General features: G+C 51.1%; 13 protein-coding genes. 6 read left to right on the forward strand and 7 right to left on the reverse strand.

What is annotated here, in order from left to right:
• Window positions 1-23 precede the first annotated feature (23 nt).
• The 5 genes from tauD to ACRCWW_RS10150 all read right to left on the reverse strand — a co-directional run bounded on the left by tauD (window position 24) and on the right by ACRCWW_RS10150 (window position 6,166).
• The gene (gene tauD / locus ACRCWW_RS10130; protein ID WP_438682306.1) at window positions 24-875 is read right to left on the reverse strand and encodes a taurine dioxygenase; all 852 of its coding nucleotides are present in this window, start codon (window positions 873-875) and stop codon (window positions 24-26) included.
• A complete protein-coding gene (tauC, locus tag ACRCWW_RS10135) occupies window positions 872-1,699 on the reverse strand; it encodes a taurine ABC transporter permease TauC (RefSeq protein WP_438682307.1) in 828 nt (275 codons plus the stop codon). Before tauC ends, tauD begins: the two co-directional genes overlap by 4 nt.
• Entirely contained in the window at window positions 1,696-2,463 is a 768-nt protein-coding gene (tauB, locus tag ACRCWW_RS10140; RefSeq protein ID WP_438682308.1) for a taurine ABC transporter ATP-binding subunit, read from the reverse strand. Before tauB ends, tauC begins: the two co-directional genes overlap by 4 nt.
• Before the next feature lie 11 nt (window positions 2,464-2,474).
• Entirely contained in the window at window positions 2,475-3,437 is a 963-nt protein-coding gene (gene tauA, locus ACRCWW_RS10145; protein WP_438682309.1) for a taurine ABC transporter substrate-binding protein, read from the reverse strand.
• A gap of 470 nt (window positions 3,438-3,907) precedes the next feature.
• Window positions 3,908-6,166 (reverse strand): Ig-like domain-containing protein, encoded by a 2,259-nt coding sequence (locus ACRCWW_RS10150; protein ID WP_438682310.1) that lies wholly within the window; start codon window positions 6,164-6,166, stop codon window positions 3,908-3,910.
• A 552-nt stretch (window positions 6,167-6,718) separates the two neighbouring features.
• Between ACRCWW_RS10150 and ACRCWW_RS10155 the strand changes: the two genes are divergently transcribed.
• Window positions 6,719-7,090 carry a DUF3302 domain-containing protein gene (locus tag ACRCWW_RS10155; RefSeq protein ID WP_438682311.1) on the forward strand — a complete coding sequence of 124 codons (372 nt, stop codon included), beginning with the start codon at window positions 6,719-6,721 and terminating at the stop codon, window positions 7,088-7,090.
• Complete coding sequence (locus ACRCWW_RS10160; RefSeq protein ID WP_438682312.1) at window positions 7,090-8,232, forward strand: HlyD family secretion protein; 1,143 nt, start codon at window positions 7,090-7,092, stop codon at window positions 8,230-8,232. The genes ACRCWW_RS10155 and ACRCWW_RS10160 overlap by 1 nt, the downstream gene beginning before the upstream one ends.
• A gap of 30 nt (window positions 8,233-8,262) precedes the next feature.
• Here ACRCWW_RS10160 and ACRCWW_RS10165 read toward each other — a convergent pair whose 3' ends face one another.
• Window positions 8,263-9,969, reverse strand: a complete 1,707-nt coding sequence (locus ACRCWW_RS10165) for a GGDEF domain-containing protein (protein ID WP_438682313.1) — start codon at window positions 9,967-9,969, stop codon at window positions 8,263-8,265.
• A 556-nt stretch (window positions 9,970-10,525) separates the two neighbouring features.
• Between ACRCWW_RS10165 and parM the strand changes: the two genes are divergently transcribed.
• Complete coding sequence (parM, locus tag ACRCWW_RS10170; protein WP_438682318.1) at window positions 10,526-11,560, forward strand: plasmid segregation protein ParM domain-containing protein; 1,035 nt, start codon at window positions 10,526-10,528, stop codon at window positions 11,558-11,560.
• A complete protein-coding gene (locus ACRCWW_RS10175; RefSeq protein ID WP_438682314.1) occupies window positions 11,553-12,194 on the forward strand; it encodes a hypothetical protein in 642 nt (213 codons plus the stop codon). The genes parM and ACRCWW_RS10175 overlap by 8 nt, the downstream gene beginning before the upstream one ends.
• Before the next feature lie 50 nt (window positions 12,195-12,244).
• Here ACRCWW_RS10175 and ACRCWW_RS10180 read toward each other — a convergent pair whose 3' ends face one another.
• Window positions 12,245-12,979: an SDR family oxidoreductase gene (locus tag ACRCWW_RS10180; RefSeq protein ID WP_438682315.1), complete on the reverse strand. Its 735-nt coding sequence runs from the start codon at window positions 12,977-12,979 to the stop codon at window positions 12,245-12,247.
• A 96-nt stretch (window positions 12,980-13,075) separates the two neighbouring features.
• Here ACRCWW_RS10180 and ACRCWW_RS10185 point away from each other — a divergent pair, with 96 nt between their 5' ends.
• On the forward strand, window positions 13,076-13,933 hold the full coding sequence (locus tag ACRCWW_RS10185; RefSeq protein WP_438682316.1) for a LysR family transcriptional regulator: 858 nt from the start codon (window positions 13,076-13,078) through the stop codon (window positions 13,931-13,933).
• 231 nt (window positions 13,934-14,164) lie between these two features.
• The gene (locus ACRCWW_RS10190) at window positions 14,165-14,506 is read left to right on the forward strand and encodes a DUF6388 family protein (RefSeq protein ID WP_126313479.1); all 342 of its coding nucleotides are present in this window, start codon (window positions 14,165-14,167) and stop codon (window positions 14,504-14,506) included.
• Window positions 14,507-14,923 lie beyond the last annotated feature (417 nt).

The raw sequence follows: 14,923 nt of genomic DNA on the forward strand, positions 1-14,923 counted from the left end.
CTGCCGGGCGTCTCCCTTTCTTCTTATCCCGCCCGATAAAAAGGTTTATCGCCTAAGATGGTTGCCCGGTGCATGACTCGCCGCTGCGGCAAATAGTCTGCGTTAGCATAATGCTGCGTCACCCGGTTATCCCAAATAGCGATATCGCCTTGCTGCCAGCGCCAGCGCACCTGAAACTCAGGTTTGGTCACGTGAGCGAACAGAAAACCGAGCAGGGCCTCGCTCTCTTTGTCGGTGACATCCACGATGCGGGTAGTAAACCCTTCATTCACAAACAGCGCTTGCCTGCCCGTCACCGGATGCGTCCGAATCACCGGATGCAACAATGGCGGGTGTTTTGCGACGGCATCCAGCCAGCGCTGATGCTCTTCCTCAGAATGGCGGTGCTTATATTCCGGGAAGGATTTACGGAAATCATGTTCAGCCTTCAGCCCACTCAGCAAAGCTTTCAGTGGCGCAGAGAGCGCTTCACAGGCAGCAACACCGCTGGTCCAGAGCGTATCACCGCCCGTCTCCGGCAGCTGTTTAGCCGCCAGAATCGCCCCGGCCGGAGGGGTCTCAATGAATGTCACGTCGGTATGCCAGTTATCGTTGTCTGGTGGATTATCGTTATGCGTATCCAGCACGATAATTTCCTCCACGCCTTTAGCGTGCGGATAAACCGGATGGATGTGCAAATCGCCAAAGCGCAAAGCAAGCCCGCGCTGCTGCTGAGGCGTAATGTCCTGTTCACGCAGGAAGACCACCTGATGGCGTAGCACCGCGTGATACAACTGTTCAAATTGGTTATCGCTGAGCGGCCGACTCACGTCCAGCCCGGAAACCTGCGCCCCAATAGACGGCCCCAGCGGGGTAATACTCAGACGTTCACTCATGCTATTTCTCCATGCCACGGCGTCAGGCGGCGCTGCAATGCGCGCAAGCCCAGCTCTAAAACGAAAGCGATAATGGCAATCACCGCGATACCGGCCAGCACGACGTCTGTTGCCAGGAATTCTCCCGCGGACTGCACCATAAACCCTAAACCACGGGTAGCAGCGATCAGTTCAGCCGCCACCAGCGTTGACCAGCCCCCCCCCAGCCCGATACGCAATCCGGTCAGGATCTCCGGCAAAGCGCCGGGCAAAATCACAAACCATAAAATCTGTGCTTTGGACGCACCCAGCGATTGCGCTGCTCGCAGCCGCACCTGTTGCGCACTTTTCACGCCAGCGAGCGCCGACATCGCAACTGGGGCAAAAATCGCCAGATAGATCAGCAGAATTTTCGACGTTTCGCCGATGCCAAACCAGATAACCATCAGCGGCAAATAAGCCAGCGGTGGGATCGGGCGGTAGAGTTCAATCAGCGGATCGAGGATCCCGCGAACCGTCGGGCTAAGCCCCATCGCGATCCCCACGGGGATGCCGATGATAACCGCCGCCAGCAAAGCGATCAGAATACGCGTCAGACTGGCTGCCAGATGCTGCCACAGCGTGGCATCCATAAAACCTTCTGGCCCGGCTATCGTGATGAGCTTGTGCAATACCAGTGCTGGCGGGGGTAAGAACAGCGGAGCAATCCAGTGCAGCGCGGTAACCAGCCACCATACCGCCAAAAGCACAGCGAGCGTCGCGATGCTCAGTGTCAGTTGACGGGAAAGCGGCCAGCGCCAGGTCGTCCTTTGGCGACGCGGTTTATCAGTGACGAGAATGCTCATGAGAAGGCCTCCCGATGTTCAAACACGCGGCTCAGCACGTATTCACGCTGGGCGATAAACTGCGGATCGGATTTAATGCTGCGGCAAGATTCACCTGCCACAAAGCGGTGCGCAAAATCCAGCGACAGGCGCTCAGTGACCCGGCCCGGCCCTGAAGAAAGCAACACCAGATCCGTCGCCATGAAAATCGCTTCTTCTATATCATGGGTGATCAACAGCACCTGCTTGCCCGTTTCGTGCCACAAGCGCAGCAGCAGCGTTTGCATCTGTTCGCGAGTAAAAGCATCCAGTGCCCCGAATGGCTCATCCAGTAACAGAAGTTGGGGATCGGCCGCCAGTGCGCGGGCAATCCCCACACGCTGACGTTGCCCGCCTGAAAGTTGCCAGATGAAGCGCTTCTCTGCGCCCTCAAGCCCCACTTTTTTCAGCATCTGACGAACGATTTCGTTACGGGCGACCTTATCCATACCCGCGAGCTGCAACCCAAACGCCACATTGTCCTGTACGTTGCGCCAGGGCAGCAGCCCTTCATTCTGGAACACCACGCCCCGCTCGGCGCCCGGCCCTCGCACAGGCTGGTTGTTCAGCGTAATGCTGCCGGATTCGTAGGGCATAAATCCGGCGACCAGGTTCAGCAGTGTGGTTTTTCCGCCTCCCGAAGGCCCGAGCACCACCAACAGCTCTCTTCGGTCTACGCTTAACGAGATGTCGTCAAGGACGGGCTTGCCACCGTAATCGACGCTCACATGAGAGATTTGCAGCATGCTTATCTCCCTTATTTCACAAATTTGTCAGTCACATACTGACTGTAATCCGCCGCAACAGCAGACACTTTGCCCTGCTCTTTCAGGAACTGAGCGGTGTCGACAATCGCTTTATTGACCGGGCCATTGAGCTGTTCAGACTGCTGCGTGGCGGTCAGATAAGTATTCCCTTTCACCAGCCCCGGGACATCAGCTTCCGGCACGCCACTCAGCTTCGACAGCTTTTGCAGATTATCGGGTTTTGCCAGCCAGTTATCCGGATTGTCGATATAAGGACGCTGTGCCTCGATGGCGCTGCGGGCAAAGGCTTTGACGATCTCAGGATGCTGCTGAGCAAAATCCTTGCGCACCACCCAAACATCCAGGGTTGGCGCGCCCCACTGCCCGACTCTGGAGGAGTCCGTCAGCACCGTGCCGTCTTTTTCCAGTTCATTCACGGCGGGTGCCCAGACATACGCCCCATCAATATCGCCACGCTGCCAGGCCGCGATGATGGCCGGTGGCTGCAGGTTCACAATTTGCACCTGACCGGGCTTGATCCCCCAGTGTTTCAGCGCAGCCAGCAGGCTGTAATGGGTCGTTGAAATAAACGGCACGGCAATGCGTTTGCCAATCAAATCCTCAGGCTTGCTGATGTTCTTCTTCACCACCAGCGCTTCAGAGTTTCCGAGCTGAGAGGCCAACAGGAACACCTCAACAGGAACCTGTTGGCTTGCCGCAACCGCCAGCGGACTGGAGCCGATATTGCCAATCTGCACATCTCCCGAGGCCAGCGCACGAACCACGCTTGCGCCACTGTCGAACTTGCGCCAGTCGACAGTCGCCCCACTCTCTTTTGCGAAGGTGTTGTCAGCCTGTGCCACTTTGGCCGGTTCTGCGGAGGTTTGATACGCCACGGTGACGTTCACCGCCTGCGCCTGAAAGGTGATAAAGGCCAATGCGGCCAGGAAAGATAAGTGCGATGTACGTGCCATGGTGTCTGCTCCCCTTGTTGTCATGGGCGCAGTATTTCCGGCAGCATCAATTTGATAAAGGAATTAAAACGTCTGGCTCATTCCAATCTGTTTTTAGAAAAAAATCGGAAAAGCTTAGTGAATTCCCGCTTAAAAATGCGTTATCGAACTAATGTGAGTCTCCCGCGACGATGTGAAAGCTGCGGATATTGCGTGGTGATAAGAAACAGAAAAGGTCGCCAGGCCATTGTGTCCTCCTGTTTATCTCTCCATTCAGCATGTCCCTGCCCGGCCCGTTCTTCCTTCAGGCAAAAGCCTGATCGTCATAATGACATTCACCCTATTGTCGCAGCGTGTCACATCAACGTTCCACGCAGGCCTTCTGCACCCGATCGTAAAAAATCCAGCTATGACCGGGGCCATAGCTGGATTGAGCTAACGTCTGTGGCTGAAGTCCTGCGGAGGTCTCCGCCTGACGCCATTAACAGGATTTATCCGTGGTGCACCGTGACACCCTGCTGCACCAGCACATCGACGTCTTCGCTATTCAGGTGATAGACATCATAAGTCACCCCACCGGCAGTTAATGCCCCAAATTCCTTAACATCATTTGACTCAATAACAACGGTATCCCCCTCATCACCGCGGACGGCCAACTGGGAATTACCGTCCCTGAACATAAGATCTTCCTGGCCATTGGTCAGAATATCATCAGCGGTGATATGCACGGTGTCAGCATGACCATTGGCCAGCTGCGCAACGCTATTATCGAATTCCGGCTCCGATGTTGGTAAATCGGCTATATCCGCCGTCGCGCTGCTACCGGCTTCCCAGCTGATAGTGTCGATAGGGTCAATGCCATGCGTAATAAAGGAAGCAATATGCTCACCTTCCGGAGCGGAGAAGGTGACCGTTTCATTTCCATACTCCCAGTCTGTCTCCTTCGCTTCAGTCGTCCCGATGGACTCACCATCCGCATTGAAAAACTCCACCGTTGCGTCAGGACGGGCGCTGTTGTAATCGATGGTCACGGTGTCAGACACGCCCGGTAATGTGAAGCTGGTCATTTGATCATTGTTATGATAGAGGCTTCCGTCAGTGTCTCCGTTATAGGTAAGTTCCATCATAGATGAACCGGCCAGTCCTTCGACAACCAGACCAGAACTGGTGATAATTACATGGTTGCTATTTTCATCCAGGTTATCACTGAAGGTTTCACTCCCCGAGACTAACGGCAGCTCATGGAAACCCCAACTGACCGTGTCGATGGGATCAATGCCACTGGTGATGAAGGAGGCAATATGCTCACCTTCCGGCGCCGTAAAGGTCACGGTTTCATTGCCATTTTCCCAGCTTGTGGTTTGTGCATTAGCCTGGCCAATGATATCGCCATTTTCATTGAAGAAGATGACTTTTGAGCCCGGTAAGGCCAAGTTATAATCGATGGTCACGGCATCGGAAGCCATAGGTAACGTGAAGCTGGTCACGGGCGCGTCCGAACCATCATTGCCATGGTACAGACTCCCATCACTACTCCCATAGGTAATTTCCTCAATATCTTCCCCTGTGAGGCCTTTTACCACCAGACCCGTACCGGTAATGATTTCATTGGTGCCGTGACCGGTAAGCTCTTCACTGAAAGGTTCGTAACCCATGACGTAAGGAATTGGATTGCTGTCCTCGTTGGGGGCAACCAGCGTTGCGACAAAATCCTCACCGACAGCAACATTCCCGGCTTCATCCGTTGCGGAGATATGGAAGACATTCTCACCGGACTGCAGCTGCTGATTGGCACTAAACTGGTAGCTCCAGTTACCTTCATCATCCACGTGAACGGTGGCAATATTATGGACAACATTGCTTTTAGGACCGTACATCGTGATGTGGAGAGTACTGCCTGGCTCTCCCGTCCCGCTGAGCTTAGGCTGCGTATCATCGGTCAGCCCACCGCTGAACACCAGCCCCTGGTTTGTGCCGACATTATCCGTGATTGCACTGATGGCTGGTGTACCCACATAGGTATCAACCGTTACAGCGATCGTTTCGGAGACGTGACTAATCTTACCTGTCGTTGAGCTATGGGCCACAGCAGAGAACTCATGTAAACCGTCAGTCCGCGCATCAGGTGTAAAGCTCCAACTGCCATCAGCCTCAACTTTTGCTATACCGATCGCTTTACCATTGTCCATAATGGTAATGATATCGCCAGGCGCCCCTTTACCACTTAGCGTCGGGGTATTATCGTTAGTCGTATCGCCATCCTGCAGCGCCCCGGAGATCCCACCTGAAACATTATCCGTCAGCACCAGATCGTGAGGCGTTGAATTATCGTCCGCATTGATCTCGGTAGTGTTAATAGTATAAGGAAGTGAAATGAATAACGTCTGCCCGCCCGGATCCTGTACGATGACCTCAAAGATATATGTTTGGTTGGCTTCCAGTGGCTGATCAGGCGTAAAACTCCAGTAGCCATCTTTATCTGATACCACAGAGCCAAGATATTCTGTATTAGCGTAGATCTTGAACTTTAAATTTGGCGCTTCCGGCGTATGCCCGCTCAGCGTTGGCGTCAGGTCATCTGTCAGACCGCCATCGCTCACCGGACCGATATAGGTCCCCTGATCATCCGTAACAGAGTCAATATTAATAATCCCTGGCGTAGGAGGGTTCGGTGCTGCCGCACCAACAGAAGCACCCACTGCTGCGGCGGCCAGTAGATCATTCTGTGTTTTCAGGAGGTTTGTAGTCATAATTAAGCCTTACATTAAGATAAAATCAATCACACTGTATCTGGAGTTATGCTCATAAGAGACTCGATAAGCCTCTATGTATTATTTAACGGCAACGTAAACAACGGGCTCTGGTTATTTCAGAACGCCTTGGCACACATTTCACCACTCCATTCATTTATTTTTAAAAAGTAATTTCATAAAAATCTAAAATCACTACACACAGGCAACTGCATGCAGGAATGATATTAATCAACAATCGACTTTGAATGTTAAAAATTTCAATTCTAAGTTTGTAAATAAACACCTGCAAGGTGATCCAGTATGAAAAGTTTCTTTCAGAAATTATCGTTTAACTCGACTGCACCCCACACTCCCTCCCTTACCTTCAATTCACTCACTTTACAAGTTTCTAAATATTAAAATTTCACAATTCATCACAAGTGATGACACATAATTTATTTTTGGATACCCCGTCTTTTGCTCACCCTTTCGTTTTATGGTTTTCTGTAGTCTGAAACCTTTCCGAATTCAATTTTCACGTTATTCCCTATTGTTTCTGGAGCTTTTATCATGACTCTGGACTATGTTGCATTAGCAATACTGATCCTGGTATTTTTGATTTTGTTCTACGGTATTATTGTTATTCATGATATCCCTTATGAAATTGCAAAAAGACGTAATCATCCGCATCAGGATGCCATCCATTATGCAGGCTGGGTCAGCCTGTTTACGCTGCATGCGCTCTGGCCTTTCCTGTGGATTTGGGCCACGCTGTGGCGCGAAGACCGTGGTTGGGGTATGAAACAACTGGCAAAAGATCAGCATGATATTCACCATCAGATGAACCAGTTGACCTCACAGGTTGAACAGTTGAATGCCGAACTTAACGCGTTAAAAAATAAACAGACTGCATCCGTCGCGATGACCCAGGAGGCAAAATAATGGAAACATTATTGTTGCTCACTTATGCCGCGCTGTGCGTCGCTATTTTTAAGATCTTTCGCATTCCCTTAAACAAATGGACGGTGCCAACAGCCGTACTGGGCGGCGTTGTTTTTATTTCCGTCGTCATTCTGGTGATGAATTACAACTACCCGTTTAGTGAAACCGGTAAACAAGCTTATCGAACGGTGCCTATTGTTTCTCAGGTCCGTGGTCGGGTTATTGAAGTACCCGTAAAATCGAACACGCTGCTTCACGAAGGTGACGTTCTGTTCCGCATCGATCCCACACCTTTCCAGGCCAGAGTGGATGATTTACGCGCGCAGATAAAAGAAGCGAGTCAGAATGCACTGTCTCTCGATGCCGGGCTAAACCAGGCACAAGCGGATCTCGCCAAAGCCGTGGCTGACCGTGATAAGGCAAAACGTGAGTATGCTCGCTATGCCGAAGGTCACACGAAAGGTGCGTTTTCAGACCAGATGGTCGATACACGCCGCCAGACATGGAAAGCAACAGAAGCCGACGTTGTCGCAGCCCAGGCACAGGTTGAGCAGGCAAAAAACAATCTCAATTCGGTCGTCAATGGCAAAAACACCAAAGTCGCTTCACTGATGGCTAAACTGCGTGAAGCCGAATTTAAGCTGGAAAACACCGTTGTTCGTGCCCCTTCTGCTGGCTATGTCAGCACTGTCGGCCTGAAAGCAGGCACCATGTCGACGGCATTAGGGCTGGCGCCCGTGATGACGTTCGTGCCAGTGGATGATGATTCACGCCGAACCTATGCCGCCGCATTCCGACAGAATTCGGTTCAGCGCCTGAAGCCGGGTTACAAAGCTGAACTGATGTTCCCGTCAATTCCGGGCACGGTATTCAGCGGTGAAGTCATGCAGGTGTTACCCGCGATTGGTGAAAGCCAGTTCCAGGGGCAAGGTAAGCTTCTGACCACCGCGGAATTGGCCAATCAGGGTCGGGTGTTGGTATTAGTGAAAGCCGATGATCCCCGTCTCGAAAGCTACCAGTTACCGCAGGGGACACAGGTCGAAGTCGCCGTCTATTCTGGTCACTTCAAGGAACTTGGCCTGATCCGTAAGATCCTTATCCGCATGAAGAGCTGGCAGAACTACATCTTCCTCGATCACTAACCGCATTTCCCCTCTTCGGAGGGGATTTTTTCATCTCTTCTCCGGCAGCCCACAAATACGATCCCGCCCGCTGTTTTTGGCCTGATACAGCGCAGCATCGGCCTCTGCAAGCACTTCACTTAAGTCACGCTTCCAGCCCGAGGCCACGCCAAAGCTTGCGGTAATCGTGAACGGCTCGCCTTTCGGCCCCTCAAAACGCAGCCGCCTGATCTCATTCTGAATGCGAGTGGTATACCCCGTCACATCTTCATGCCCAGGCGTGCGGAACATCACCGCAAATTCTTCGCCCCCAAGACGTCCCATCACGTCACCAGGTCGACTGAATTTTTTCAGGGTTGCCGCCAACTGAACCAATACCTTATCGCCCGTTGGATGTCCCCAGGTGTCGTTGATCGCTTTAAAGTGGTCAACATCCATCATGATAAGCCAGGCCGGAAAATCACGGTTGGCCTGTTGCAGGAGCTTACCTGCCATCGCATCAAATGCCCGGCGGTTCGACAGGTGCGTCAGTGGATCTTCCTCTGACTGACGCTTGAGTTTTTTACTCAACCGGGTTTGCTCGCGAAGCTGATTCCCTAATGTTCCGAGAGAAGAAAAGAGCTCCTGAACTTCTTCCGCAGTGCTGTCATCCATCAGGGTATCCTGATGATCGCCGGCGATTATCCCGGTCGCTATTTGATTCAGTCTGAGGATCGGTTGCAGGACCCGGGATCGCACGTAGTAAATCAGCCCGGTGGTCAGCAGACAGAGCGCAATCAGAATGATAATTACCATCAACAGATGCAGCGCCGCCTGCTTCTCTGACTCCACATAATGCTTTTTAACACCGACCAGATAGGTATCCAGCAGCTCATCAAATGTGTTCAGACTCGCGTGATAACGAACAGCAAAATTTTCGGCATCGACACTGTAAGCCTGCCCCTGCTCGCTTTCGGCTTGCAACGTATTGATGAGGGAGATGCCCTGTTCTTCAAACTGCTGGCGCGTATTGCCAAGTAACTGCGTGAACCCCGCTAAATACCCGGCTTCATCTCCCTCTGTGTGCAACAGCCACCACAAGACATTGATACGCTCCATGCCACGGCTGATGGCTTCGATATTGTGTAAAGGAATGGGGGTTTGCGTCGCCAAAGGAATAAGAAGCTGAGATCCCAATCTGCCGGTGGCATCCCGAAGTTCACCTAATGCCTGGGCGCGTAAAATGGGCCCCAGCGCCGAAGGCTCCAGCAGCAAAAACTCGGAGGTATGACGAAATACGGCTTCGTGATAAAAGTCGGTCGCGGCAACCATCGCATTGATGGCTCGTTGGGCTTCGATCGGATCGCGCAACACTCTTTCGCGATAGATATCAATATGCTGACGGGAGCGTTCCAGCTGATCCAGGGTCGCATTAAACAACGCCGGAGAGAGAAGATTAGCGGGGATTTTTTTCAGATCGCTATTGGTCAACAAACGGCTCGCTTCCAGTTTTCGCCAGGACTGCAATTTGGTGTTGGCCGGGCTCAGGACCAGTTCATTCGCGTAGGCTCTCTCGCTTGCAAGATCGTTAGACACCTGCAACACAAGATAGAAATTTTCAAATTGAATCACGTCATTACGCGCAGTGTTCCACATATTCCACGAGCTGGAGAGTAGCCACCAGGAGAGGATTGAGGTCAACACAATCGTCGCTGCCGCCGATCCCCAAAGATAGCGCAGCACATATGAGGGTGAGGACGATTTTAGGGTCTTTTTCATTACATCAGTAGGCCGTCGCAGCTCAGCAAGGTGAAAATCCGATAAGCCTAAGTCTATCTCACGCAGTAAGCGTCAGACCAGCAAAGCGGACTCTTTTTCTGTTCATTTTATGATCGGGTGTAAATACGCATAAATTTCTTCCTTATCTTGTGAATAACTTCAATCATTGAAATCCAATATTAAATATAAAACAAAATACAATAATAGTGATAACATCAAAGCAATGCATTGGCGGAATATATCCTTCCAACACCAGGAAGATTTATTTCCCGGATATTAAAATGGAATTCAAAATACATTAAGCAACATCAATTCTGTTGTTATTTTACGCACTCATCCTCTATAATCCCTGACAATCCATGTAGCGCGGCGTGCCGTTGCGAATCGCGCCCTGGCGTAGTCAAAGACTTACAACAGATTGAATTACTTCAATTATCTCATGCATTGCATAAGATGGCCGCCGCTTTTTTTTGCCCAATCACGATATGTTTTCACTGAACATATCAACGGGTTCCGAATACGTTTTATTGAGAGTCAGGTTATGTCCCAGTCACGAATGAAATTTGCTATTGATGATGGTTCCACCAACGTAAAATTAAGCTGGATTGAACAAGGTACCTTGAAAACCATTATTTCACCTAATTCATTCCGTAAAGACTGGAAAAGCGCGGCACTGCTGCGTGGACAGAAAGTTTTTAACTACACCATTGGCACGACCAAATACACCTACGATGCTACCTCAGACAAAGCGCTGTCGACCACGCACATCAACTATCAATATGACGACTTAAACCTGCTGGCGGTTCACCATGCACTGCTGCAAACCGGGATCGAGCCTTGTGAGGTGGAGATTGTGGTCACACTGCCCATCACCCAGTTCTATAACCCGGATGATTGCCAGCGCAACGAAGAACGTATCGAGGCCAAGCGCCGCAATCTGATGCGCGAAATCTCCCTCAACAAAGGTGAAGTCTTCCGCATCGTTAACGTGGAAGTGATGCCGGAAAGCCTGCCAGCGGCGCTGTCTCATTTATTAAAAGCAGATATCAGCGAATTCACCAAATCACTGGTGATCGACTGCGGGGGTACGACCCTGGACATGGGCATTATCGTGGGCGAATTTGACGATGTTTCCGCTATTTACGGCAACAATGAGATTGGCGTAGCGATGGTGACCGATGCCACTCGTAAAGCGCTGGCCTTCGCAGACAGCGACTCCAGCTATCTGGTCGCTAATGAGCTTATCAAGCGCCGCCATGACCTGAACTTTGTGCGTAGCGTCGTCAATGACGAATCTCGCATTGACGAGATCCTGCGTGGCATTGAAACCAAAATTAAAGAGCTTGGCGAACAGGTCGCGCAGGAAGCGAAGAAATTTGCCCGCAACCCAAACCGCGTCTATCTGGTTGGCGGCGGCGCTATTCTGATTGAACCCGCCATACGTGAAGCGTACGCCACGCTTGGCGATCGCGTCATTACTATTGAAAAACCGCAAAGTGCCCTGTCGCGCGAGATCTGTCTCTTCCATTCCGACTCCGGCGCTACTCAAGCCGACGAACCCGTGCTGCTTGAGGTAGAGGACAATGAGTAAAGGCGCGACGAAGCAGGTTAATTTCTCACTTCATCTGCGTCCTGATACTTCGAAAGCGGATGAGCGGGTCATTGCCTGGCTGAAACAGTGGCACAACGGTCTGAAGCAAAGCGACGATAATCGCAACGATGCCAATATGGAAATTCGAACGTTCCACCGCAACGTCTATCTTGCCGGGCTTCAGTTACAGCTGCTGGAGCCACAGTTGTGCAACGCGATTGCGGAATCCATTGGGCGCGAAGAGCTGACGCTGGCAGAGCTGGTTGGCAAACTTGTCCGCGACAAACTGCTGCCGGAAGGCACGCCAGTGGCAGCCTCCACGCCTGCTTTTTCCGATGCGTTTACCGCTGAACAGTTAAATCAACTCAAGCAATTGCTGGGCGAGCAGAAGGCTGAAGCGCCAGCAGCCGCCTCGGATCAACAGGCCGAGTTTCAACGCATGCGGGATGAGCTGGCGAAACTGAAAGCTGTATTAGACCAACAGACTCGCCTGTTACAGCAGCTATCCCGCCCTGAAAATGGCGCTCCTGCTCCAGCCGTAGCAAAAGACAGCGGTGCGGAAGAAAGTGAGTTATCCAGCCTCTCTGCCCCTACCGAAAAAATGCAGAAAATTAAGCAGAAAGGGATTTTCTGACCTGCTCTTCATCGGGCAGAGAAATCACCCGATGAAGACAAGATAAAGGCTTAAGCCCCCTGGCGAGTTGCCGCCAGCACGATTTCGCGGATGCACACATACTTCGGCTGAGAATAGGCATACTCAATGGCATGAGCCACATCTTCCGGGCTCAGGACTTTCCCGCCCATATCCTCTTTCCAGCTCTGATAACCCGATTTGATGTCTTCGCTTGTCGTGTGGCTCAGCAGTTCCGTTTCCACCGCGCCCGGGGCAATGACCACTACGCGAACATTGTGCGGAGAAAGTTCTTCTCGCAGGTTTTCTGACAAACCATGTACCGCAAATTTGGTGCCCACATACACGGTATGATTCGGGAACGTTTTACGCCCGGCAATCGAACTGATGTTAATGATGGTACCCGCTTTACGCTCAATCATGCCTTTGGTGACGGCATGCACGCCGTTCAACAGACCTTTCACATTCACGTTCAGCATCTGTTCCCATTCGTCCGGATTTTGCTGCTCAACATTGCCCAACAGCATCACGCCCGCATTGTTGACCATCGCGTCAACCGGGCCAAATTTCTGTTCAGCTTCAGCAATGGCAGCCGCAACTGCTTGCCTGTCCGTCACATCTACGGAAAGACAGAGAGTGTTCGGCAGATTCAGAGCCGTCATGCGCTCTACGCGACGAGCCAGCAGCAGCAAAGCATGCCCACGCTGGGACAGCAGTTTCGCGGTGGCCAGGCCAATGCCAGAGCTGGCGCCAGTGATAACGACTAACGGTTTGATTTCGGTATTCATTGCAAGACCTCATAAAAAAAATTGATGCCGACACTTTAAATCTGAACAGAAAGGGTGAAAAATGGTTTATTTTTCTCACAGCCATAATAAATTTCTATGGATAAGCGACAGCTCAGTGCCTTTATCTGCGTGTTTGAAGAGCGCAACATTACCCGTGCATCCGAACAGTTGAGTCTTACACAGCCTGCGTTATCCGCCACTATTAAGGCGCTGGAAGAAGAGCTGGGGACGAAGCTTTTCATCCGCAAACCGCGTGGCGTGGACGTTACAGAAGATGCGCGAGTGCTCTATCCCCATGCCCGGCGCATGCTTGACGAAATGTCAGCGCTCACTTCCCGCTTTCGTCAGCGACGCGACAAATCACCATTAACAATAGGTATCGAGCAGGATATCCCGGCTTCAGGCCTGCAATTTCTGCTGGGAAAATGCCGCACTACTCTGCCCGATGCGTTAATCACGCTCGATCCTGGCTGCACCGGTGATATCCGCTTCGGCTGTGAAAGCCTGCGCTGTGAAGACGAGTTGTTTATCCCGCTGTTCGAAGAAAGCTACGTACTGGCTTATCCCAGCGACCATCCGCTCGGTAAAGCTGAAGTCCTGAGCGCTGAACTGCTCTGCAATCAAGCGTGGGTGATGTACCCGGCGCACGATTCACATCAGCGATTCCTGCCGTTCTACGGAGCCTGTGCCGAAACCCCAAGCGCAAATGCGGGCAGCTTCACCCTGGCACTGGAACTTGTCGAAGCAGGTTTCGGCCTGACTATTGCCCCACAAGGTTTGGTGGAACAACGCTGCGACGTCGCCGCGCAACAGCTTCCAGGTTATCCGCTCATGCGCCGGGTCGGTATTTGTTATGCCATGCAGGCGCTGGAAAATCCTTTGGTGGAACGGTTGTTGGATGGGTTGAGTAAAGCGATAAAGATTACTGAGGAAGTTGTGACTAATGTGGGGTAATCAAAGGGAGGTTTTTGGTGCGATAAGAGGAACAATACCTAATCACAAAAAACCATGATTTAAATGGATTTTTGTGTTTTATATTTTCACACATACCCCCAAAAGTACCCCCACATTGTTTTTTGCTATGACTGACAGAGCGTTTTTTGTTCGCATTTGATGAGCGTATCCCTGCTTCAAAATTTAACAAGTTGTCGCTATCCTTGAGAGCAATCACAAAAGGATAAACCGATGACTATACAAGATTGCTTCGATGCCGCTAGGGCGCAGTTTATACAAGAAAATCAGGCACTGATTTTAGAAATTGAGCACGAATCTACGCTGCACGCCAAAAACCTAGGCTTGACCGAAAGTGAGTTCATAGACTCCGAACTGTCCCGCCATTTCGTATCTTCCCTTCATCAATTCAGTAAGGAGCAGGATACCGCAGTAACAGTAATAAAAATGTTTGCTCAAAACGAAACCGTCAAAAAAGAGCTTCTCATCGAACACTTTTCAAAAGTCGCAAGCAACATAGGGGTAACGTTGGAAGAATTTCTTGACTTAAATCGTATGGATGTAAACAGCCTTTAGCTGTTCGACGATACTACAGCGGCAATTTAGCGTTTCGGTTCTGACATCTTCCACTGATAAGCTAGATTGCTCACCATTTTTCGGTATCGGAAACGATATACGATACAATCCCATTCTGTCAGGATGAAATGGAGATTCGTTCTAGCCATCAGCCTCCTCGGTTGGCTCAGGCTCAATAGGTTCATTATCAGCGACAACAAAGCCCAAATCGACACCAAAACGCTGTCGAGGAAAACCCGTCCTTGGTAATCCCATGGCTTCAAATGAGCAGCCCGGAAGACTAAATAGCTGCGCCGAATAGTAGATCACTTAAAGGGAACTCAGCCCGGATTGTGCGATCTGATCAATCGCCAAACCAACCAAAATCACCAACTGGACTGAGCAATGCCGATCATAGCACCCATCCCCCGAAATGAA

Source organism: Scandinavium sp. (assembly GCF_051650185.1).
In the GTDB taxonomy this organism is placed as follows: domain Bacteria; phylum Pseudomonadota; class Gammaproteobacteria; order Enterobacterales; family Enterobacteriaceae; genus Scandinavium.

Coding starts and splice junctions, on each gene's coding strand:
- ACRCWW_RS10150 (WP_438682310.1), bottom strand. CDS start 6,166: ATGACTACAAACCTCCTGAAAACACAGAATGATCTACTGGCCGCCGCA.
- ACRCWW_RS10185 (WP_438682316.1), top strand. CDS start 13,076: ATGGATAAGCGACAGCTCAGTGCCTTTATCTGCGTGTTTGAAGAGCGC.
- ACRCWW_RS10190 (WP_126313479.1), top strand. CDS start 14,165: ATGACTATACAAGATTGCTTCGATGCCGCTAGGGCGCAGTTTATACAA.
- ACRCWW_RS10155 (WP_438682311.1), top strand. CDS start 6,719: ATGACTCTGGACTATGTTGCATTAGCAATACTGATCCTGGTATTTTTG.
- ACRCWW_RS10175 (WP_438682314.1), top strand. CDS start 11,553: ATGAGTAAAGGCGCGACGAAGCAGGTTAATTTCTCACTTCATCTGCGT.
- ACRCWW_RS10160 (WP_438682312.1), top strand. CDS start 7,090: ATGGAAACATTATTGTTGCTCACTTATGCCGCGCTGTGCGTCGCTATT.
- ACRCWW_RS10165 (WP_438682313.1), bottom strand. CDS start 9,969: ATGAAAAAGACCCTAAAATCGTCCTCACCCTCATATGTGCTGCGCTAT.
- tauB (WP_438682308.1), bottom strand. CDS start 2,463: ATGCTGCAAATCTCTCATGTGAGCGTCGATTACGGTGGCAAGCCCGTC.
- parM (WP_438682318.1), top strand. CDS start 10,526: ATGAAATTTGCTATTGATGATGGTTCCACCAACGTAAAATTAAGCTGG.
- tauD (WP_438682306.1), bottom strand. CDS start 875: ATGAGTGAACGTCTGAGTATTACCCCGCTGGGGCCGTCTATTGGGGCG.
- tauA (WP_438682309.1), bottom strand. CDS start 3,437: ATGGCACGTACATCGCACTTATCTTTCCTGGCCGCATTGGCCTTTATC.
- tauC (WP_438682307.1), bottom strand. CDS start 1,699: ATGAGCATTCTCGTCACTGATAAACCGCGTCGCCAAAGGACGACCTGG.
- ACRCWW_RS10180 (WP_438682315.1), bottom strand. CDS start 12,979: ATGAATACCGAAATCAAACCGTTAGTCGTTATCACTGGCGCCAGCTCT.